Genomic DNA, 19,777 nt, shown 5'->3' with positions numbered 1-19,777 from the left:
ACTTTTTTCCGCCCCAAAATCGACTTTAAATCGCTATTATTGCATTAGGCCAACACCCTAGTTAACGGCCTGCGAACTACATAAATGAAATTAACTATACACGGCGCTGCCCGCCAGGTTACCGGCAGCATGCACCTGCTGCAAGTGGGTCAATACAAAATACTGATAGACTGCGGGCTGGATTACGAGAAAGACCATAATGTGATGGTGAATGAAGATTTCGGCTTCCGCCCTGAAGAAATCGACGTGGTGATCCTTACCCATGCACATATCGACCACTCGGGTAACCTGCCTACTTTAGTCCGCCTTGGTTTTAACGGGCAGATCTTGTGCACTCCTCCCACTGCTGACCTGACCGAACTGCTGTTGTTAGATTCGGTAAATATATTTTTAGCTAAGGCGCAAAAAGGCCGCAGCCGTGGCCGCAAGCATAAACATAGTAGCGGCGGCCCGCAGCCATTATACCTGCATAAGCATGTAATGGATACGGTAGAGCGCTTTGTTACGATATCTTATAATAAGCCATTCCGCATAACGGGCGATATTGAGTTAACTTTTATCCCGGCAGGTCACTTACTTGGCGCTGCCGCGGCGACATTGAAGATAAATGATAACGGAGAAGAAAAATCCATTGCCTTTACCGGCGATATTGGCCGTAAGAATTACCCGGTATTAAACGATCCTGATCCGCTGCCTCCTGTGGATTACATTGTGTCCGAATCCACTTATGGTGGCAGGATGCATACCAAGGGCAAATCGGTACAGGAAACGCTGATAGAAACAATAGAGAAGGTTTGTGTGGTTGAACAAGGGCGGTTAATTATCCCGGCGTTTAGTATTGGCCGCACGCAGTCACTGGTATTTGCATTGAATAAGATCTTTAATGCGGGTTTGCTCCCTCCTGTTAAGGTTTTTGTGGATAGCCCCATGGCTACCCGCGCAACCAGCCTTTACCGCAAGCACCACGACCTGGTTAATGCCGAAGCGCAGGAGTTTTACAACAAGCAAGGCGACGAGTTTGAATTTGAACACCTCACCTATGTAGAAACGCTTAAAGACAGCCGCCAGGTGTCCAATTATTACGAGCCCTGCATCATTATTTCATCAGCAGGAATGCTGGAGGGTGGCCGCATCCAGGATCACCTTTTTTATAACATTCAAAACTACTACTGCACCATTTTATTCATAGGCTACTGTGCCAAAGGCACTTTGGGTTTTCGCTTATTACGCGGCGACCCTATCGTCCACATCAAAGACCGCGACCTGTCCGTTTACGCTACCATCAAGCAAACCGATGTTTTAAGCGCCCACGGCGATCATGAAGACTTGGTGGACAACATCAAGTCGCAAGACCCAAACAAGCTTAAAGGCGTTTATTTAGTGCACGGAGAGGCTACCAGCATGCAGGCCATGGCTGATTCTTTAGAAGAAGATGGTTACAAGGTAACAATACCGGAAAAAGCGGTGGCTTACGAGTTGTAACCTCTTCAGTTTAACGCATAGTATCTAAAGCTATTAAAACCGAATACATCGCTGAGCCTTGCCCAAATTTACCTATCAAACAGATAAGGCAACAAGCATTAACGATTTGAAAGATAAAGGCTATTCTATAACAGAGGACACCCTAACTGTGGCTGATCTTTTGGATATGAATAAAGAAGAAAAGATTCTTGATATTGAAAAATAAACTATAACGTCAAATACTTAGCCCTTATTAAATTGTAATGGTGCATTTCGTGCCCCGCTATGTGGTAAGCCAGTGCACGCACCGTGGCATCATTAGCCGTGCCGGTGCCATGCCCCATCCTATCGAATGATTCTTCGGGCAGGCCGTTGAATAAAGCGATGGTGGCTCGCCTTACTGCTTCATATTCTTCAAATATATTATCCAGGTCTCGGGCATCGGCGCCCGAGTATTTGGCGTAGCTATCCTGATCAAACCCTATCAGGTTTTGCTGCTCGTTACGGGCAAAGCGCAGGGCACGATAAGCGAAGATCCGTTCATCATCGATAATATGCACCAGTACCTCTTTAATACTCCATTTGCCCGGCGCATACCGGCGCAACAAAGTAATCTCCGGCAGGGAATAAATAAGCTCCTTTACCCGGTAAAAGTTGTTTTGCAGATATTTTAACAGCAAGCCGTCCGTTGGGATCAGTTTCATATACATGTTGGCGTATTCGGGATAATCGCCGGGTTTGGGTGGTGTTATTATTCTCATTTTTAGATAGCTTTAACCTGTTAATAAAATAATGAACTACCTATACAACCTTTTTAATAGGTTGATTGTCTTTCATAAAAATATCTATTTTAAATGAGAAGCAAAATTTTACTTGCCGTAATGTTTTTATTGAATACAACTATTGGCTTCGCTCAGGATAACAAAGCAAAAGCCGATTATCTTGCTAAAAACTCGGCAACCTGGAATGACAACTTTAAGAATATCGACCGCGTGTTCACTCCCGAAATTTTAAAGAACCAGCATTTTATGATCGACGAAGGGCATGGGATCGCATATTCTTACAACATCCGGTACGACCGGGTGAACTACCTGCGACAAAAAGCCGGCGTAAAATACCTGTTTATGGAACTTGGGTATCTTGATGGCATCGTCCTGAACGAATACCTGAGAACAGGCGATGACGCAACTTATACAGCCGCTTTTGAAAAATATAACGGCACTTATTATAACGCGGGCTATATTATGATGCCAAAAGGCAAAAGCGATACCACAAATACAAGCAACAAATACAAACGCGTTGCCAATACCTACGATTACTTTACGGGTAGCTTCACCTATGGCTATCTGCTGGATAAATATAATAAAAGCGGCAAGGCGGTACTTTTTAACCTTACCGCCACAGGCACTCCGTTTAAAGGGCAAAAAAGCTTTTTGATGGATAAAGACCATTATGCCAATGTGGACGAGATGTTCCAGCTGCTGATCCTGATCAATGATTCGCCGGCGGCGGAGCCGCTGACGGGTGGCATGGACCGGGATTAATGGACTTGAGGTATGGCACGATTAAACCGCGCGTAATTGCGAGCGATAGCGTGGCAATCTTCGATAGAAAAGTCGACGACAAGCATATCGAGGATTGCCACGGCGCTATCGCGCCTTACAGCAATGACGGGTTTAAATAGAAAAGGCCTTTTGCAAATTGCAAAAGGCCTTTTCTATTTATATTGATGCTCTTACTTATTAAAGTGACCAATTATCAAACTTGCCAGTTCAACACCTATCCGCTCCTGGGCTTCGTTTGTGGCGGCGCCGATGTGCGGTGTTAATGAAATTTTTGGATGAGAAAGGATCTCAGCACGAGGGGTTGGCTCGTTATCAAACACGTCTAATGCCGCGTATGATACCTGGCCGCTGTTTAGGGCTTCTATCAAGGCAAGTTCATCGATCAACCCACCACGGGAGATGTTGATCAGCTGAACACCTTTTTTCATCTGCGCTAATTCTTCGGCACCAATTAAGGCTTTGTCGATAAAGGGTGTGTGCAGGGTAATAAAATCAGCAGTTTTAATGATCTCGTCAAGGGTAGAAGTTTTAACATTTACGTTAACCTTTGTACCGCCGCTACCTAACACAATTTCAACCTCGGGGTTAAAAGGGAAAAGATCATAGGCGATAACATCCATACCAACACCAATGGCTATTTTGGCAACCTCGCGGCCAATGCGGCCAAAGCCTACAATACCTAATGTTTTGCCACGCAGCTCAACACCTTTAGCATAAGCTTTTTTAAGGTCGTTAAATTTGGTACCGCCATCAACCTGCATTTTGCGGTTACTATCATGCAGGAAACGTACGCCTGTAAATAGTTGTGCAAATACCAGTTCGGCAACAGATAATGATGATGAAGCAGGTGTGTTATACACGCCGATGCCTTTGCCTTTAGCGTAATCTACATCTATATTATCAACACCAACACCACCGCGGCCAATAAGCTTAAGGTTAGGGCAGGCATCAATTAAAGCAGCGCGCACTTTAGTAGCGCTACGTACGGTTATGGCATCAAACTCCTGTAAACGCACAGGCAACTCATCCTGCGGGATATTATTTGTTTCTACAAAAAAACCGGCATCTTCCAACATTTTTTTACCTATTGGGTCGATACCATCGTTAGCTAATATTTTGATCATGATTTTGTATGTTCATTAGTTTATTTGCTCATTAGTTCATTGGTGCGCTTTGTTACTAATAAACAAATGAACCAGTGAACCAATAAACCAACCTATTTATTTTTCTCAGCAAATTCCTGCATGGTCTCGATCAGCACATTAACGCTGCTTATTGGCAATGCATTGTAAATTGACGCGCGGAAACCGCCTACACTCCTGTGGCCTTTTAAGCCAACAATGCCTTTTTCGTCGCAAAGTTTAAGGAATGGTTTTTCGTGCTCGGGGTTTTCGGCAACAAAGCAAACGTTCATGCGTGAACGGTCTTCATCTTTAGCAACAGCTTTAAACAAAGGGTTGCTGTCAATTTCCGCGTACAATGCCTTTGCTTTCTCGTTATTCTCAACTTCGATAGCAGGTACACCACCTTTAGCTTTTAACCATTTAAGGGTAAGCATAGATACGTAGATAGCAAAACAAGGAGGCGTGTTATACATAGATCCACCTTCTATCTGTACCTGGTAGTTAAGCATAGCCGGTATTTTACGGCCGGTTTTGCCTAATAGGTCATCTTTAACAATAACCAAAGTAACACCTGCCGGGCCCATATTTTTTTGGGCGCCTGCGTATATCAAACCAAAATCGGCAACGTTAACCGTGCGGCTGAATATATCTGACGACATATCGCAAACCAACGGAATTGGCGATTTAGGGAATTCCTGCATCTGCGTACCATAAATGGTATTGTTTGATGTTATGTGGAAATAAGCCGCATCCGCGGGGATGGTATAATCTTTAGGGATATAAGTAAAGTTGCTTTCTTTTGAAGTGGCAACAACCTCAACATCGCCAAAGAATTTCGCTTCTTTTAAAGCCTTATTTGCCCACACGCCACTCTCCAGATAAGCGGCTTTGCCACCCTCAGGTAAAAGGTTGTAAGGGGCTAATGCAAACTGTGTACTTGCACCACCTTGTAAAAATAAAACAGAGTAACCCTCCGGCACGCCGAACAGTTCTTTTACCAGGCTAACGGCCTCATCTAATACGGCTTCAAACTCGGGCGAACGGTGCGAAATCTCAAGCAGGGATAAACCGGTTCCGTTAAAATCAATTACTGCTTCTGCAGCCTGTTTTAAAACTTCGTGAGGTAGTATGCCGGGGCCGGCACCGAAATTGTATTTCATAATAATGATTAAACTATATATTTGACTAATAACTAATTATCAACTTTATATTTAGGAAGGCCGAAGATAATAAATCCGACAACTTTTATAGACTATTTTTTATAATTTTATAAAAAAGGACTTTAAAATAACAAAAAGGTTTTAATAGGAGAAATAAATTATCAGATTGATAATTATGGATGTTTTAGCATTGATATAGCCTTCGGCTGATCTGCTGCCGAGAACACCGAATTACCTGCCACAAAAACGTTTGCACCGGCCTCGATTAGCTTCGCGATATTCTGGTTCCCTACCCCGCCATCAACTTCTATAAAAAGGTTTGGATTGGTGTAAGCGCACATGGCTTTAACTTCCGCAACCTTGGTGTAGGTATGCTCAATGAATTTTTGCCCGCCAAAGCCGGGATTTACCGACATCACCAAAACCAGGTCAAGATCGGCAATAATATCCTTTAGTAAAGCGGTTGGCGTAGCCGGGTTTATGGCCACCCCTGCCCTGCAGCCCAATTGTTTTATGGCCTGCACGGTGCGGTGCAAATGCGGGCAGGCCTCGTAATGTACGGTAATGCTGTCGGCACCTGCATCGGCAAAATCTTTTAAGTAACGGTCAGGGTCTACGATCATCAGGTGCACATCCAGCGGTTTGGTGGCGTGCTGTTTGGTGGCCTTTACCACCGGGAAACCAAAGGAGATATTGGGCACAAACATCCCATCCATCACATCCACATGAAACCAGTCGGCCTCGCTGTTATTGATCATTTCAACATCGCGCTGCAGGTTTGCAAAATCGGCAGATAATATAGAAGGTGCTATCAGGTGGTTCATAGCGGTAAATATAGTGGAATTGTATGAACCAGAATTTATAGAAATGAACAATTTACAGAATACTGTAATTCTCCGGGCATTCTTTTAATTCAATAAATTCTTTAATTCGACTTCAGACAATCATCTCCGGTACATCGCCATCAATAATTAACTTGCCTGCTGTGGCTTTTATAATTTCTTCAACCGTAACGCCAGGGGCACGTTCTAATAGTCTAAATCCTCCCTCGGGTAACACATCAAGCACGGCCAGTTCGGTTACTATTTTTTTAACGCAGTTGATGCCGGTTAGCGGCAGGGTGCAATTGGGCAACAGCTTAGATTCGCCGGCTTTGTTTACGTGCTGCATGGCAACAATAATGTTTTCTGCGGAAGCCACCAGGTCCATAGCGCCGCCCATGCCTTTTACCATTTTACCCGGGATCTTCCAGTTGGCTATATCGCCGTTCTCGGATACTTCCATAGCGCCGAGGATGGTCAAATTAACCTTTTTAGCCCTTATCATCCCAAAACTCATGGCCGAATCGAACACCGCCGAGCCAGCCAGTTTAGTAATGGTTTGTTTGCCCGCGTTAATGGTATCCGGGTCTTCCTCCCCCTCGAACGGGAACGGCCCCATACCCAGCAAGCCGTTCTCCGATTGCAGGATCACGTCCACATCATCGGGAATATAGTTAGCCACCAGCGTTGGGATGCCGATACCCAGGTTAACGTAGTAACCGTCTTTTATTTCTTTAGCTATTCTTTTAGCGATTCCTTCTTTATCTAACATGTTTTTTATCTTAAATTAATTAGCCCCAACCAGCCCTCCCCGAAAGGGGGGCTTATAAAATCTCTTAATAAAGTCTCCCTACCGGGGAGATTTAGAGGGGCTTCTTTCTTACCGTCCTTTGTTCTATCCTTTTCTCATAATTCTCTCCCTGGAAAATGCGGTGCACGTAGATGCCGGGGGTATGGATGTTATCCGGGTCGAGTTCGCCGGGTTCTACCAGTTCTTCCACTTCGGCAATGGTTACTTTGCCTGCCATAGCCATAACCGGGTTAAAATTACGGGCGGTTGAGCGGTAAACCAGGTTACCCAGCCTATCCCCTTTCCATGCTTTTACAATGGCAAAATCGGCATCAAAGGCCATTTCCATCAGGTAATCTTTACCGTTAAAATTCCGTACTTCTTTGCCAATAGCAACTTCGGTACCGATGCCTGCTGGCGTAAATATGGCGGGCATACCATAACCTGCCGCCATGCATCGGGTAGCTAATGTACCCTGCGGGATGAGTTCCACTTCTAGTTCGCCGCTTAGCAGCTGGCGTTCAAATTCGGCGTTTTCGCCTACATATGAGGAGATCATTTTTTTAACCTGGTGCTGATGCAGCAACAAGCCGATGCCGAAATCATCAACCCCGGCATTGTTAGAGATACAGGTAAGGTTTTTAACCCCCTTTTTAACCAGTGCAAGGATGCATTTTTCGGGAAGGCCGCACATGCCGAAACCGCCAAGCATCAGCATACTGCCGTCTTCAATATCGCGTATGGCCTCGTCGGCGCCGCTCACAACTTTATTCATGGTGTATAATTGGTTGCGGTAAAATTAGGCATTTTGATCGAAGCCTAATGCTATGCACGCATAATATTTTATTAACTTCCAATTAAAAGATGCAAACAATTAGAAAATCCGATCCTTTATAATATACATCAATCTATAAACAAAATGGAAACTTATAACGATAACAACGAGCAAAATAAACCACATGCTTACGAGATAAAAGACGATGATAATTTAGAAGAAAAAGACCTGCGCCGCACCGCATTTATGTTTGGCAGCGAGGAAAAAAGCGGTGAGGAACCAGGTATGGAGGCTAATGGCGCAGGCGGACAACGCTTTGGCAAGAATGCCAATACCCCATCGGGCGATGATAAGAACAACCCATCGCAAAACGCGGGTTACAGCAACGAGTACTTCCGCCGGACAGAGCCATCTGAAGAGCACCCGGAGAACAACAACTTTAAAGACCCAAACCAATTAGGCCAATCTAACTATACTGCAGCCAGCGGCGCAGCGCCAAACGGGCAGTCTAATGAGGGAAAGGAAGGTTCAGAAAGCGACCAAAAAACGCCCGAGAATGACACCGAGGCAAACCGCAACGAATCGCAGCAAAGTTACCAGGAAGGTACTGCCGATGGTAATGATAATGTGAACATCCCCGGCCCTAATGAAACGCCAGACCAGCAAAAAGTTGGGGAGTAATGCTTGGTGAGTGGTGAGCAGAGAGTGGTGAATGGTTGAAAATTCCACATATAAACCCTATGTCATCCTATGTTTTGTATAGGATGACATGGCGGTTAGTTTGGCGTTAAAAATTATTTCAAAAACTCCTGCTTCAATTCTGCCTTCATCGCCTTGCGGAACTTCATCACTTTAGGTTCGGATACGCTGCTGATATATGGATTATCGCCATTGGTTCGGTAGTAGCCCTGGTGGTAATTCTCCGCAGCATAAAACGCGCTAAACGGCACTACCTGCGTCACTATCGGGTTAGTGTAATGTTTGGTATCGTTCACTTTTTTAATAACGCTTATCAGGGTTTCTTTTTCTTCCGGGGTACGGTAGAATGCAATTGAGCGGTAATCTGTACCTACGTCCGGGCCCTGGCGGTTTAGCGTGGTTGGGTCGTGCGCAAAAAAGAAAGCCTCGGCCAGCGTGGCAAAGCTGATCTCTTTGGGGTTGTAATAGATCTGGGTAACTTCGGCATGGCCGGTGGTGCGGTCGCTCACTTCCTCGTAGGTTGGGTTCTTGGTTTTGCCACCTGCATAGCCGGATACCACTTTGCTTACGCCTTTCAGCTCGATCATGGCCTCGCTCATGCTCCAGAAACAGCCGCCGCCAAAAGTGGCCACAGCCTCGCCTACCGCGGATTTAGGTACTGGCGCCATAGCGTTACGGTTGCCAGTTTGCCCGTTGGCGCAACCAAAGAACAACATCACCGATGCGAGATATATTATTGCAATTTTCATAATTAGATCTGTTTGATATCATTTACGCAAATGGTGTGTAGGCGGATGGTCATTGGAGGGTAAGGAAGTTGATGGTTAATAGTTCATAGTAGCTCTATGAACCATGATCTATCTACCATGAACTATTTACCGTACTTAAACTTTATCTGCCTCAGTAATTGGTCTACCCCGTTGCTTTTTATCTCGAACACAGTACTCAGCAACATACCCAGTTTACCGGCGGGGAAGCCTCCTTTATTGTGCATCCATTCCAGGTAGCTGATGGGCATATCGCAAATAAGTGTGTCCTTATATTTGCCAAAGGGCATGCGCGTGTTTACGCAATCAATTAAAACCTGCGGGTCGGGTACTATATTTTCCACGTTGTAAATGTAGTGGAATTATGTTTAGTCCCACACCTTCCCAACCTGCCTTACCAATAAAAAAATCACTACCGATGCCGCCAAGGCAATAGTTGCTGTACGTTTCATGGTGCCTTTGTATGGCAGGATGTAGCGTACGCCATTCTAGTCGGATATGGCTCCATGCCCAACCTACCTGCCTCTTGCGGCACAGCAATACTCTCAAACCGGTTTGCAAAAAAAGTTTAATGCGGTAGATAATTCGCGGCCACGCGGCGGTTAGCAGTCATATACACATTTACAAAATACAGGCGCATGCCCCAAACACCCTGCGCCACCTGGGATATTTTACACTCATTACTTAACTAAGTGGTTGTATATTTAACAGTTAGGTAAGGCTAATAGTTTTAGTGGAAAGTGAATTAGTATCCCGATAGCTTTCGGGATATTGAGTTAGTGATTTGTAAAAGCCGCTTACTCAAATTAAAACTGCAAACTGTATTTGGGCGTTCCCTGCGGTATGGAAAATCTACGCTACCCTTAACTGCGGCTCGATCACAGGCTTTAAAAAATCGTTGATATCCACTTCAAATACCTCACAAATATCTATCAGTTTTACAAGGGTAACTTTGGTTTGCCCTAATTCCACTTTGCAGTAAGCATTTTGGGTTTGCTTTAACTTAAATGCCATAAACTCTTGTGAGTAGTGCAATTGAGTTCTTTTTTGGCGGATAGCCAGTGCAAGTGTTTTTCCTATTTGTATCATGGTAGCGTTGGTTTGTGGGGTTTATACTTACAACTAACGTATTTAATATGGAGGTCGGTTTTCCCGCTTTACGAATAAACATACTTCTAACAGTTGCGTTCCCGAACCTGTTTAACTGGTTAATGACCGTACAATTGAAACACAAAGGCTATCCCCTTGTTAGAAATGAAATAATAACATTATGGAACAGCAATTTGAAGCGGTACTTACCGGAACAGATACCCCGGTTACCGGAATAGTGAGAGAGAATAATGGCGTTTATGAATTTAACGCGCTCGACGAAAGTCTGCAGCTAACCATTGGGCGCAATAGCGAGGGGCGTTGGGAACGCCTTGCCGGATCGGAGCCTTATCTCTCGGGCTGGGTGGATGAATTAGCAGAGCAAATTCAAACTTCCAATAACCTCTTACCATAATGGAAAAGCGCGAATTAGGAAAATCAGGTATAGCCGTACACCCGTTTTGCTTCGGCGGAAACGTATTCGGATGGACGGCTGATCAAAAAACATCCTTCACCCTGTTGGATGCTTTTGTTGACGCAGGTTTCGATTTTGTAGATACTGCAGATGTTTACAGCAAATGGGTGCCCGGCAATACCGGCGGCGAATCTGAAACCATCATCGGCAAATGGCTTAAGCAAGGCGGCAAACGCGATAAAATAATCCTGGCTACCAAGGTTGGTAAACCAATGGGCGATGATAAAAAAGGATTATCAAAAGCTTACATCACGCAGGCCGTTGAAGCGTCATTAAAGCGCTTACAAACCGATTATATCGACCTGTACCAATCGCACGACGACGATCAGGACACGCCCCTTGCCGAATCATTAGAAACCTTTGATGATTTGATCAAACAAGGTAAAGTACGCGCCATTGGTGCATCCAATTACGCTGCCGATAGGTTTAAAGAAGCCTTACAGGTAAGCAAGGAAAATGGCTTTGCCCGCTATGAAACCCTGCAGCCTGAGTATAATTTATACGACCGCGAAGATTACGAGTACAAGTATGAATCCCTTTGCCGCGAAAGCAATATCGGGGTGATCACTTATTACTCTTTAGCCAGCGGTTTCCTTACTGGCAAATACAGGTCAGAAGCCGATCTTAACAAAAGCCAGCGTGGCGGTGGTGTTAAAAAATACCTTAACGGACGTGGCTATAAAATTTTGGCTACTTTAGATAAAGTCGCAGAAAAATATGATGCAACACCTGCGGCAGTATCGTTGGCATGGGTGATGGCAAGGCCGGGCATAACAGCGCCTATTGCCAGTGCAACCAGCGTACAACAAACAAACGACCTGGCTAAAGCCGCGCAACTCAACTTAAGCGGCGAAGCTGTAGAGCTATTAACCACAGCAAGTAACTATTAATATCGTTCTAAAAACTAAAAGCCATCCCGATGTAAAATCGGGATGGCTTTTTTATTGATAAATGTTGAGGAGGTGATTTTTAGAACCTTGCCTGGCGGTGAGATCCACCACCAAAGCCACCTCTGTTTTGTGCAATTTGTGTATTGTCGTTTCCGCCACGTCCACCGCCGTTGTTATCATTCCTGTTTGATTGTGATGGTTGATTATCACGGCCACGCCCGCCACCGCCGTTATTATCGTTACGGTTTGGCTGTTGTGGTTGTTGGCCTCCACCATTTCCGCCCCAGTTACCACGGTCGCGGGTTGGCTGGTTAAAACCACCTTGCGGTCTGTCGTTTCCTAATGGTCTTTGGCCCCAGTTGCTTTGATTACCACGCCCGCCTCCTCTGTTATCATCGTTACGATTTGGTTGTTGGGGTTGTGCCCACCCACCCTGGTTACCACGGTCGTGACCGGGTTGATTGAATCCGCCTTGCGGCCTGTCGTTGCGGTTCCAATCATTACTTCTGTTCCAGTCATTACGGCTGTTGTTTCTGCCGGCATAATTATTATCCCTGCGGTTCCAATTCCAATCGTTGCGGTTGTAGTTACCGCCCCATTGGTTACGGTATTGGTTGTGGTTCATATATGGCCTGCGGCCTCTTATCTCATAACGTTGTGAAGTTTGCCAATCGTAGTTACGGTATGCACCGGGCAGGTAAGCTGCAGAGATCCATCGGCCGCCGTCCTGGTAATAGTAGCAATGGCGCGGGATGCTATAGTAAGCCTCCACTTCGGGCAGGTAATAATAGTCGTCGCTGTCGTCAAAATCGTCGTTATCATAAACCATAATGGGTTGTGGCGGCGGTGCAGGTACATACACCCTGCGGGCAGGAACATTGAACCCGATATATACTGAAATTTGTGCCTGGGCACTATTGTAAACCAAGCCGCCGAATAATATTGCTGATAGTATAACTGACTTTTTCATACCCTTAAAATTTATACATATGACGACAACTGATTATGAAAGTTTAATTTGTTTACAGATAATATTTACCACCTATATTAAATAAGAATAATATACTTAAATTAAGTAATTTAACAGAATATAGTACCGTTTTGGATATTTGAATTGTGATAACAAAAATCCAATTAGTAGGCCATATTGCATTTCTGCAAAACAGATTTCGGTATTTAAGGTATATTAAGTTAAATTCGCTTACCAATAATAACATCTTACTCCTGCCATTACAAATTATCGATAACACTCACACAAAATGAAAAACAGATTCAACTTTGTATTAGCCGCTACGGCATTAGCCGGGTCGGTATTATTTGCTGCCTGTAATAGCAATAGTAAAAAAAGCAGCGCAGATAATACTGCCGCAACAGCGGATACCTCAGCCAAAGCTGGTTCAGGCTTAACCCTTCCTTCAGGATTTAGTGCTAATGTACTTGCCAAAAACCTTGGCGGTACACGCCATATTGCCGTATCGCCGCAGGGCGATATTTTTGTAAAACTTGGTAAAACTAAAGATGGTAAAGGCATTTTAGTACTGCACGAAAACAATGGCAAAGCTGAAGTTAAAACTAGTTTTGGCGATTTCGGCGGGACAGGTATCTACATTAAAAGCGGCTACTTATATGCTTCATCAGATGAAGGCGTATTCCGTTATAAACTGAATGATAAGAATGAAGTTATCGATCAATCAAAGCCGGAAACGGTTGTTAAAGGCCTGATCAGCCGTAATGAGCACGAAGCCAAAGCAATTGTGTTGGACGATGCCGGTAATCTTTACGTTAACATCGGTGCATATTCAAACTCCTGCCAGGTTAAAGACCGCGAGAAAGGTTCGATGGGTCAGCCGGGTTGTCCTATCCTTGATTCGGCAGGTGGTATCTGGCAGTTTAAGGCTGATAAGCTAAACCAAACCTATAAAGATGGCGTTAGATATGCAACAGGCTTGCGCAACGTGGTTGGGTTAGATTGGAACAAACAGAACAACCAGCTATTTGTAATGCAGCATGGCCGTGATGCACTGCACGATATATTTCCGGACATGTTCACTACCAAAGAGTCGGCTAATTTACCTGCCGAGTGTATGTATGCCATTAAAAAAGGCGATAACGCAGGCTGGCCTTACATTTATTTTAACCAAGACGTAAACAAAAAGATCTTATCCCCTGAATATGGCGGCGATGGAAAAAAGGATGGCGACCCGACTAATAAATACATCAGCCCGGCTGCCGCATACCCCGCCCACCTGGCACCGGATGGTTTGTTGTTTTACACCGGCGATCAGTTTCCAGAAAAGTATAAGAACGGCGCTTTTATAGCTTTTCACGGTTCATGGAACCGCGCACCTGAGCCTCAGGCAGGTTACTTTGTGGTTTTCCAGCCGTTTAAAAACGGCAAGCCCGATGGTAAATGGGAAGTATTTGCTGATGGCTTCTCCGGATCTGCAGAAAATACTGCTAAAGGCAGTGCAGTTCGTCGCCCATGTGGCTTAGCGCAAGGCCCGGATGGTTCACTTTACGTAACCGATGATTCTAAAGGGACTATTTATAAGATCAGTTACAAGAAATAAGCAACATAACGCAAACAAAAAAGGCCGACTAATTAGGAGGTCACTAAAAAGTCCTTTAAAAGAGGCCGTTAAAAAAGGAGCAGGAGAATTAAGATTTTCTGCTCCTTTTTTTGTGTTTAAAAGATGTATTAGGAGGCCTTTTAGATGTTAGCTCAACAACAACAAATCCAGTTCAGCGCTTTTTCATCGTATTGGCCCAGATCATAAATTTCGTCGAAATTTTTAGCTTTCATTTTTGCGCCGGCTACAAGTTGATAGGCGTCGAATATATTTTTAAATATTGTGTTCTTCATGGTACAAATGGCAATACAATTTCTTTGCCATTTATTTAGCCAAACCAATCATAAAGTTCATTCTGCTTCAAATTTTGTTTTTCGGCACCCGCTACATCCTTCAAAATAGCCCCCTCGCCCATCTGTATAATGCGCGAACCATAGTTACCGGCGTCCTTTAAATTATGCGTTACCAGTATAGCGGTGAGCTTATACTCTTTGATCAAGTCGTTTGCAATGCGCAAAACATTCTCTGCCGAGCGTGGGTCCAGTGCGGCGGTGGGTTCATCAAGCAGCAGGATCTTGCAGGTGTCCATTACGCTCATCAGCAAAGTAAGTGCCTGCCGTTGGCCGCCTGATAAAGTGCCGATGGGCTGTTCTATCTTATCCTCCAGCCCCATACCTAATGTGGTTATCTTATCGCGTACCACAGCTTTAAACTGGTCGTTTTTGCCAATGGTTAGTCCTTTGTTTTGTGTACGCAAGGCTGCTAAACGGAAGTTATCTATAATGCTCAAATCGCCGGCAGTGCCTAACAGCGGATTTTGAAAAATGCGGGCTATCCATTTGCTGCGCTTGTGTTCGGGCAGGCGGGTAACGGTGTTGCTATCTATAGTTATTATCCCTACATCCGGCAGGATATTACCCGCGACTAAATTGAGCAAGGTGGTTTTGCCCGAACCATTAGAACCTACAATTACTACAAACTCGCCTGCTTTTATTTCCAGGTTAACATTTTTGATGGCAATAACCTCGTTTGGCTTACCAGTATTAAATGTTTTATGGATGTTGTTTAAATGGATCATGCAGTCCTCCCCGTTAATCTTGGCAAGCCAACGATGATCAAAACGAAAACAGCCGTAACCAATTGAAGCAAATTAGCATCAACCCCGATACTTAATGTAAAGGCCAGCACAAACTGGAAGATCACCGTGCCTGCCATCACTAAAATCAAACTCAGCCAAACGGATGTGATGCGCAGCCAGTTAATAATCGTTTCGCCGATAATAACCGAGCCTAAACCCACTATCATAATTCCTATGCCCATGCTAATATCTGCAAATCCCTGTAGCTGAACAAAGAGATATCCACTTAAAGCAGTTAATCCGTTTGCGATTGCTAATCCTGCAATTTTCATCCTGTCGGTGTTTACTCCGAGGGCGCGGATCATAGGCTCGCTATTACCTGTAGCGCGCATAGCTAAACCAAAATCTGTTTTTAAGAGGTAGCCAATAATGAGCGTGACGATCAATACAAAGCCTAATAAAATCAGTAATGAATTTTGATTGATGTCTTTTATTAAGGTAACTACAGAAAATAACGTCGGCAAATTTAGCAGTGGCATGTTTGAACGGCCAAGAATAGTGAGGTTTACTGAGTAAAGTGCAGTTGTTATCAAAATGCCTGCCAGCAGTGCATGAATTTTTAGTTTGGTGTGGATAATGCCTGTTAATGCGCCTGCCAATGCCCCTGCTACAAGTACAGCAGGTAAAATAATGTATCCCGGTTGGTTATGCGTAAGCATTGCCCCGGTTACTACACCGCCAAGGGTGTAACTTCCACCGGTAGTGATATCCGGGATGTTAAAGATCTTCATGGAGATGTAGATCCCGAAGGCTATCCCCGCAAAGCAAAGTCCCTGTAAGAAAGCGGTCAGGTAAAAATCCATTATTTTACAGTTTCAAAATCGGCAGGGATGCGGATGTTATATTTTTTGGCCACAGCCGGGTTGTAAACACGCTTGCGAATTTTCACCATTTCCAATTTCAGGCCGTCTGTTTTATGCGTTTTAAGATACTGTGCAGCCTGCAGGCCCGATTGGTAACCCCATTGATAGATATCGGCACCAAAGGCAGCTACGGCGCCACGCTGTACAAGTCCTGCTTCGCTGGTGAAGACAGGCACATTCTTTTGGTCGCAGCTTTTACGGATGGTTTCAAAAGCAGAGAATACGGTATTATCCGGGTTGGCAAAAAATGCGTCGATACCTTTATTTAATAATGCCTGTGTCACCAATTGGGCATCCGTAGATGAATTTAGCGGTAAGGCTATAACCTTTATATTTAATTTAGCTGCCAATTCCTGAATCCGTTGCAAGGCATCGGCCGACTGCGGTTCGGATTGGTTATAGATCATCCCGATAGTCAACTGCGCCCCTTTCGGTTTTAGCAGTTTGGGGATAATGGCGAAAGAAGTGTCTATATAATTCAACTCTTCCATAGTACCATACAGGTTAGCGGGACCTTTACCTGTAGCATCGGCCACCTTCATCCTTTCGGGTGTGGGCGATACCATCTGGAAGATGGGGATGTTTTTTGTTTTTTGGATAGCCGCTACGGTTGCCAGCGTGGTTGAAGTTGCCAACAAGTCGACCTTTTCTGATACAAAATAATTAACGATTTGGGTAAGCGTTGGGATACTACCCTGCGCGTTTCGGTATTCTATTTTTACGGTTTTTTGATCTTCGCTAAAGCCGTTCTTTTTCAGGGCCTCAATAAAACCATCTTTTGCTTGCGATATGGTGGCGTCTTCAAACGCATCAACAAAGCCTACTACAGGTACATTGTTTTTGATTGATGATGAGCAGGATGCGATAATGGTAATTGATACAAGTACAGATAAGATCCGCAGAAATTTCATGGTACTAAGGTAGATAATCAACTCAAAAAAGAAAATCATAAAAGTGCAACGTTTTGATACGCAAAACCGTCTTAAATACCTTATCCGCTTATATTTGCTATCCTAGCACCCTTTATGAAACTTAAACTTTCAATCTTCGCAATTTTCCTTTTTTCGGCATGCAACCTGTTTGCCCAAAACGCATCCACCAACCCATTTGATAAATTCGCCAATAATCAAAGCGGACTGATCCAAAAGGCTTACGACAGGCGCGACGATGCCGAAGCCCTGAAGCTAATGACGGAGTTGATGACCAAATACAATCAGCTTAATGCCGATGATAAACGAACATCTAAAGGTTACTTAACCAATAACTGGTACAACGTAAGCTGCCTTTATTCGCTCATCAATAAAGAGCCTGAAGCATTAAGCATGCTGGATAGCGCTGTACATTATGGCTATATTAACTACAGCCACCTGTTGGAAGATAGCGATTTCGCTAAAATCAAAAATGAACAAAAATTTAAACAGATAGCCGGGGGCATGCGCTCTGTTGGCGATTATAACCATAGAGCGTTACTGCACCAATAATGTCGATACTTTTTGGAAAGTTGGCAAGTAATTAAGGTCGTTCATTTTTAAACATTTTAAGGATAGTGCCGTTAATTGGTTAATTTAGCCCCTGAATGATACCTGTTATTTCGAAATTACCCCAAACCGGAACTACGATATTTACCACCATGTCGGCCTTGGCTACCGAACACGGTGCAATAAATTTGTCGCAAGGTTTCCCGGATTACGATTGCTCGCCCAAATTAATAGAGCTTGCACACAAGGCTATGCAAAATGGCCAAAACCAATACGCCCCAATGGCTGGTGTGATGGCCCTGCGTGAGCAAATTGCTATTAAAACAGAGAAAATTTACGGTGCACAATACGACCCGGAAAGCGAAATAACCATTACCGCCGGCGGCACACAAGCCGTGTTTACAGCCATCAGCGCGGTAATCCACCCAAATGATGAGGTGATCATGTTCGAGCCGGCTTATGATTGCTACGCCCCTGCTATTAAATTAATGGGCGGCGTGGTAAAATCTTTAGAGTTGGAACCGCCCGATTACCGCATTGCGTGGGATATGGTAAAAAGGCTCATCAACAATAAAACGAAGATGATCATCCTTAATTCGCCACATAACCCTACCGCTACTATTTTGAGCCGTGAGGATATTGACGAGTTAAGCGCGCTGGTTAAAAACCAGGATATACTCATACTGAGCGACGAAGTTTATGAGCACTTGGTTTTTGACGGACAGGAACATCACAGCATGGCCCGTTACCCGGAGTTGCAGCAACGCAGCATGATCGTGGCATCATTCGGAAAAACATTTCATGCCACAGGGTGGAAAATGGGTTATTGCCTCGCCCCCGCTTATTTAATGGCCGAGTTTAGGAAAATACACCAGTTTTTGGTATTTAGCGTAAATACCCCGTTACAATACGCCATTGCCGAATATCTAAAGGACGAAAACACCTACCTTAACCTGCCGGAGTTTTTCCAAGAGAAGCGCGACCATTTCCGCAAAGGTTTGGAGCAAAGCCGGTTTGAGTTGCTGCCTTGTTCGGGTTCATACTTTCAGTCGGTTACTTATGATGCCATTACAGATGAAAAGGACAGCGACTTTGCAATACGTTTAACAAAAGAAACTGGGGTTGCTGCAATACCTGTTTCAGCCTTTTATCGCAAAGGAACCGATAGGCACGTGTTAAGATTTTGTTTCGCTAAAAAGCAAGAAACCTTGGATAAAGCCGTTGATAGATTGATGAAGGTTTAACCCTACAGCAATATTTACACTAATTTATTTGCCGCTACCTTAAAAAAAGCAAGCACATATGGATAATCTGAAAATTACGGTATACCAGGGATATTTATTTTGGGAAAACACTGATAAAAACCTGCAAAATATTTCGTTGCGATTATCCGGCATTCGCGAAAAAACCAACCTGATTATCCTGCCCGAGATGTTCAATACCGGCTTCACCATGAATGCCGAAGCGCTTGGCGAAACCATGGATGGCAAAACCATGCAGTGGATGCAAAAAACCGCTCAAAAGTACGATGCGGTGGTAACCGGCAGTATTATAATTAAAGAAGACGGCAAGTATTACAACCGCCTGCTTTGGGTACGCCCCGATGGCAGCCACGAACATTACGACAAACGCCACCTTTTCGCCTTAGGTAAAGAACATACGGTTTATACCCCCGGCACTAAAAAGCTTATTGTTGAATTAAAGGGCTGGAAAATCTGTCCTGCAATATGTTACGATCTGCGCTTCCCAGTATGGTTACGCAATGTGGATGAAGATTACGACCTGCTAATGATCGTAGCAAACTGGCCCGAAAAACGCGCCCTTCACTGGCGTACGCTTATCCCTGCCCGCGCGGTAGAGAACCAGGCTTATGTTATTGGTGTTAACCGTGTAGGCCATGATGGTAACGAGGTTTATCACTCCGGCGACTCCACCTGTATCGACCCCAACGGCAAAGTGGTTTACTACAAACGCGACGAAGAGGACGTCTACACCTTCTCCATCATAGGCGATGAAGTGAAAAAAGCCCGCCGATCCCTGCCATTTTTAAAGGATGCGGATAGGTTTAGCATAGAGGAATAATCTCTCGCTTTCCCCTTTCATTTACATACT

23 protein-coding genes are annotated in these 19,777 nt (G+C 44.4%); 9 read left to right on the top strand and 14 right to left on the bottom strand.

Going from position 1 to position 19,777, the window contains the following annotated elements; translation table 11 throughout:
* Window positions 1-84 precede the first annotated feature (84 nt).
* The gene (locus tag RHM67_RS12525; protein ID WP_322227085.1) at window positions 85-1,482 is read left to right on the top strand and encodes an MBL fold metallo-hydrolase; all 1,398 of its coding nucleotides are present in this window, start codon (window positions 85-87) and stop codon (window positions 1,480-1,482) included.
* Between the two features lie 206 nt (window positions 1,483-1,688).
* Here the strand turns inward: RHM67_RS12525 and RHM67_RS12520 are convergent, their stop codons facing one another.
* A complete protein-coding gene (locus tag RHM67_RS12520; RefSeq protein ID WP_322227084.1) occupies window positions 1,689-2,222 on the bottom strand; it encodes a DinB family protein in 534 nt (177 codons plus the stop codon).
* 93 nt (window positions 2,223-2,315) lie between these two features.
* On the opposite strand from RHM67_RS12520, the gene RHM67_RS12515 reads away from it, so the two are divergent.
* Window positions 2,316-3,005, top strand: a complete 690-nt coding sequence (locus RHM67_RS12515) for a hypothetical protein (RefSeq protein ID WP_322227083.1) — start codon at window positions 2,316-2,318, stop codon at window positions 3,003-3,005.
* Between the two features lie 191 nt (window positions 3,006-3,196).
* Here RHM67_RS12515 and RHM67_RS12510 read toward each other — a convergent pair whose 3' ends face one another.
* The 5 genes from RHM67_RS12510 to RHM67_RS12490 form a co-directional block, all read right to left on the bottom strand.
* Entirely contained in the window at window positions 3,197-4,150 is a 954-nt protein-coding gene (locus RHM67_RS12510; RefSeq protein WP_322227082.1) for a D-2-hydroxyacid dehydrogenase, read from the bottom strand.
* A 92-nt stretch (window positions 4,151-4,242) separates the two neighbouring features.
* Window positions 4,243-5,310: a 3-phosphoserine/phosphohydroxythreonine transaminase gene (gene serC, locus RHM67_RS12505; protein ID WP_322227081.1), complete on the bottom strand. Its 1,068-nt coding sequence runs from the start codon at window positions 5,308-5,310 to the stop codon at window positions 4,243-4,245.
* A 173-nt stretch (window positions 5,311-5,483) separates the two neighbouring features.
* Window positions 5,484-6,134: a ribulose-phosphate 3-epimerase gene (gene rpe, locus RHM67_RS12500; protein WP_252757067.1), complete on the bottom strand. Its 651-nt coding sequence runs from the start codon at window positions 6,132-6,134 to the stop codon at window positions 5,484-5,486.
* A 112-nt stretch (window positions 6,135-6,246) separates the two neighbouring features.
* Window positions 6,247-6,903, bottom strand: coding sequence for a 3-oxoacid CoA-transferase subunit B (locus RHM67_RS12495; RefSeq protein ID WP_252757068.1), 657 nt, complete (start codon window positions 6,901-6,903; stop codon window positions 6,247-6,249).
* Between the two features lie 91 nt (window positions 6,904-6,994).
* On the bottom strand, window positions 6,995-7,696 hold the full coding sequence (locus tag RHM67_RS12490) for a CoA transferase subunit A (protein ID WP_252757069.1): 702 nt from the start codon (window positions 7,694-7,696) through the stop codon (window positions 6,995-6,997).
* A 144-nt stretch (window positions 7,697-7,840) separates the two neighbouring features.
* Between RHM67_RS12490 and RHM67_RS12485 the strand changes: the two genes are divergently transcribed.
* Window positions 7,841-8,377, top strand: a complete 537-nt coding sequence (locus RHM67_RS12485) for a hypothetical protein (RefSeq protein ID WP_322227080.1) — start codon at window positions 7,841-7,843, stop codon at window positions 8,375-8,377.
* Between the two features lie 113 nt (window positions 8,378-8,490).
* On the opposite strand, the gene msrA is transcribed toward RHM67_RS12485, so the two are convergent.
* From msrA to RHM67_RS12470, 3 genes are all read right to left on the bottom strand, one after another.
* Window positions 8,491-9,144: a peptide-methionine (S)-S-oxide reductase MsrA gene (gene msrA / locus RHM67_RS12480; RefSeq protein WP_322227079.1), complete on the bottom strand. Its 654-nt coding sequence runs from the start codon at window positions 9,142-9,144 to the stop codon at window positions 8,491-8,493.
* 122 nt (window positions 9,145-9,266) lie between these two features.
* Window positions 9,267-9,506, bottom strand: a complete 240-nt coding sequence (locus RHM67_RS12475) for a DUF3820 family protein (protein WP_322227078.1) — start codon at window positions 9,504-9,506, stop codon at window positions 9,267-9,269.
* Window positions 9,507-10,014: 508 nt separating this feature from the next.
* On the bottom strand, window positions 10,015-10,251 hold the full coding sequence (locus RHM67_RS12470) for a helix-turn-helix domain-containing protein (RefSeq protein WP_252757073.1): 237 nt from the start codon (window positions 10,249-10,251) through the stop codon (window positions 10,015-10,017).
* Window positions 10,252-10,432: 181 nt separating this feature from the next.
* Here RHM67_RS12470 and RHM67_RS12465 point away from each other — a divergent pair, with 181 nt between their 5' ends.
* Window positions 10,433-10,666 carry a hypothetical protein gene (locus RHM67_RS12465; RefSeq protein ID WP_322227077.1) on the top strand — a complete coding sequence of 78 codons (234 nt, stop codon included), beginning with the start codon at window positions 10,433-10,435 and terminating at the stop codon, window positions 10,664-10,666.
* Window positions 10,666-11,616: an aldo/keto reductase gene (locus RHM67_RS12460; RefSeq protein ID WP_322227076.1), complete on the top strand. Its 951-nt coding sequence runs from the start codon at window positions 10,666-10,668 to the stop codon at window positions 11,614-11,616. The genes RHM67_RS12465 and RHM67_RS12460 overlap by 1 nt, the downstream gene beginning before the upstream one ends.
* A gap of 79 nt (window positions 11,617-11,695) precedes the next feature.
* Here the strand turns inward: RHM67_RS12460 and RHM67_RS12455 are convergent, their stop codons facing one another.
* Window positions 11,696-12,586 carry a hypothetical protein gene (locus RHM67_RS12455; protein ID WP_322227075.1) on the bottom strand — a complete coding sequence of 297 codons (891 nt, stop codon included), beginning with the start codon at window positions 12,584-12,586 and terminating at the stop codon, window positions 11,696-11,698.
* Between the two features lie 289 nt (window positions 12,587-12,875).
* Here RHM67_RS12455 and RHM67_RS12450 point away from each other — a divergent pair, with 289 nt between their 5' ends.
* Window positions 12,876-14,186 (top strand): PQQ-dependent sugar dehydrogenase, encoded by a 1,311-nt coding sequence (locus RHM67_RS12450; RefSeq protein WP_322227074.1) that lies wholly within the window; start codon window positions 12,876-12,878, stop codon window positions 14,184-14,186.
* A 152-nt stretch (window positions 14,187-14,338) separates the two neighbouring features.
* On the opposite strand, the gene RHM67_RS12445 is transcribed toward RHM67_RS12450, so the two are convergent.
* The 4 genes from RHM67_RS12445 to RHM67_RS12430 are packed head-to-tail and all read right to left on the bottom strand — an operon-like array spanning window position 14,339 to window position 17,098.
* On the bottom strand, window positions 14,339-14,479 hold the full coding sequence (locus RHM67_RS12445) for a hypothetical protein (protein WP_322227073.1): 141 nt from the start codon (window positions 14,477-14,479) through the stop codon (window positions 14,339-14,341).
* Window positions 14,480-14,514: 35 nt separating this feature from the next.
* The gene (locus tag RHM67_RS12440; RefSeq protein ID WP_322227072.1) at window positions 14,515-15,264 is read right to left on the bottom strand and encodes an ABC transporter ATP-binding protein; all 750 of its coding nucleotides are present in this window, start codon (window positions 15,262-15,264) and stop codon (window positions 14,515-14,517) included.
* The gene (locus RHM67_RS12435) at window positions 15,261-16,127 is read right to left on the bottom strand and encodes an ABC transporter permease (RefSeq protein ID WP_322227071.1); all 867 of its coding nucleotides are present in this window, start codon (window positions 16,125-16,127) and stop codon (window positions 15,261-15,263) included. The genes RHM67_RS12440 and RHM67_RS12435 overlap by 4 nt, the downstream gene beginning before the upstream one ends.
* The gene (locus RHM67_RS12430; protein ID WP_322227070.1) at window positions 16,127-17,098 is read right to left on the bottom strand and encodes an ABC transporter substrate-binding protein; all 972 of its coding nucleotides are present in this window, start codon (window positions 17,096-17,098) and stop codon (window positions 16,127-16,129) included. Before RHM67_RS12430 ends, RHM67_RS12435 begins: the two co-directional genes overlap by 1 nt.
* A gap of 114 nt (window positions 17,099-17,212) precedes the next feature.
* On the opposite strand from RHM67_RS12430, the gene RHM67_RS12425 reads away from it, so the two are divergent.
* The 3 genes from RHM67_RS12425 (at window position 17,213) to RHM67_RS12415 (ending at window position 19,747) form a co-directional block, all read left to right on the top strand.
* The gene (locus RHM67_RS12425) at window positions 17,213-17,668 is read left to right on the top strand and encodes a TPR end-of-group domain-containing protein (protein ID WP_322227069.1); all 456 of its coding nucleotides are present in this window, start codon (window positions 17,213-17,215) and stop codon (window positions 17,666-17,668) included.
* Window positions 17,669-17,763: 95 nt separating this feature from the next.
* Entirely contained in the window at window positions 17,764-18,909 is a 1,146-nt protein-coding gene (locus tag RHM67_RS12420; RefSeq protein WP_322227068.1) for a methionine aminotransferase, read from the top strand.
* Between the two features lie 58 nt (window positions 18,910-18,967).
* Entirely contained in the window at window positions 18,968-19,747 is a 780-nt protein-coding gene (locus RHM67_RS12415) for an amidohydrolase (RefSeq protein WP_322227067.1), read from the top strand.
* Window positions 19,748-19,777 lie beyond the last annotated feature (30 nt).

The organism is Mucilaginibacter sp. 5C4 (genome assembly GCF_034345625.1).
GTDB classification, from domain to species: domain Bacteria; phylum Bacteroidota; class Bacteroidia; order Sphingobacteriales; family Sphingobacteriaceae; genus Mucilaginibacter; species Mucilaginibacter aurantiaciroseus.
This window is presented reverse-complemented; position numbering and strand designations above follow the sequence as displayed.

Excerpts from the sequence above, each read along its gene's own strand:
- serC (WP_322227081.1), bottom strand. The coding sequence starts at position 5,310 with ATGAAATACAATTTCGGTGCCGGCCCCGGCATACTACCTCACGAAGTT.
- RHM67_RS12525 (WP_322227085.1), top strand. The coding sequence starts at position 85 with ATGAAATTAACTATACACGGCGCTGCCCGCCAGGTTACCGGCAGCATG.
- RHM67_RS12435 (WP_322227071.1), bottom strand. The coding sequence starts at position 16,127 with ATGGATTTTTACCTGACCGCTTTCTTACAGGGACTTTGCTTTGCGGGG.
- RHM67_RS12415 (WP_322227067.1), top strand. The coding sequence starts at position 18,968 with ATGGATAATCTGAAAATTACGGTATACCAGGGATATTTATTTTGGGAA.
- RHM67_RS12485 (WP_322227080.1), top strand. The coding sequence starts at position 7,841 with ATGGAAACTTATAACGATAACAACGAGCAAAATAAACCACATGCTTAC.
- RHM67_RS12455 (WP_322227075.1), bottom strand. The coding sequence starts at position 12,586 with ATGAAAAAGTCAGTTATACTATCAGCAATATTATTCGGCGGCTTGGTT.
- RHM67_RS12470 (WP_252757073.1), bottom strand. The coding sequence starts at position 10,251 with ATGATACAAATAGGAAAAACACTTGCACTGGCTATCCGCCAAAAAAGA.
- RHM67_RS12520 (WP_322227084.1), bottom strand. The coding sequence starts at position 2,222 with ATGAGAATAATAACACCACCCAAACCCGGCGATTATCCCGAATACGCC.
- msrA (WP_322227079.1), bottom strand. The coding sequence starts at position 9,144 with ATGAAAATTGCAATAATATATCTCGCATCGGTGATGTTGTTCTTTGGT.
- RHM67_RS12450 (WP_322227074.1), top strand. The coding sequence starts at position 12,876 with ATGAAAAACAGATTCAACTTTGTATTAGCCGCTACGGCATTAGCCGGG.
- RHM67_RS12495 (WP_252757068.1), bottom strand. The coding sequence starts at position 6,903 with ATGTTAGATAAAGAAGGAATCGCTAAAAGAATAGCTAAAGAAATAAAA.
- RHM67_RS12430 (WP_322227070.1), bottom strand. The coding sequence starts at position 17,098 with ATGAAATTTCTGCGGATCTTATCTGTACTTGTATCAATTACCATTATC.
- RHM67_RS12440 (WP_322227072.1), bottom strand. The coding sequence starts at position 15,264 with ATGATCCATTTAAACAACATCCATAAAACATTTAATACTGGTAAGCCA.
- RHM67_RS12445 (WP_322227073.1), bottom strand. The coding sequence starts at position 14,479 with ATGAAGAACACAATATTTAAAAATATATTCGACGCCTATCAACTTGTA.
- RHM67_RS12510 (WP_322227082.1), bottom strand. The coding sequence starts at position 4,150 with ATGATCAAAATATTAGCTAACGATGGTATCGACCCAATAGGTAAAAAA.
- RHM67_RS12425 (WP_322227069.1), top strand. The coding sequence starts at position 17,213 with ATGAAACTTAAACTTTCAATCTTCGCAATTTTCCTTTTTTCGGCATGC.
- RHM67_RS12515 (WP_322227083.1), top strand. The coding sequence starts at position 2,316 with ATGAGAAGCAAAATTTTACTTGCCGTAATGTTTTTATTGAATACAACT.
- RHM67_RS12490 (WP_252757069.1), bottom strand. The coding sequence starts at position 7,696 with ATGAATAAAGTTGTGAGCGGCGCCGACGAGGCCATACGCGATATTGAA.
- RHM67_RS12465 (WP_322227077.1), top strand. The coding sequence starts at position 10,433 with ATGGAACAGCAATTTGAAGCGGTACTTACCGGAACAGATACCCCGGTT.
- rpe (WP_252757067.1), bottom strand. The coding sequence starts at position 6,134 with ATGAACCACCTGATAGCACCTTCTATATTATCTGCCGATTTTGCAAAC.
- RHM67_RS12460 (WP_322227076.1), top strand. The coding sequence starts at position 10,666 with ATGGAAAAGCGCGAATTAGGAAAATCAGGTATAGCCGTACACCCGTTT.
- RHM67_RS12420 (WP_322227068.1), top strand. The coding sequence starts at position 17,764 with ATGATACCTGTTATTTCGAAATTACCCCAAACCGGAACTACGATATTT.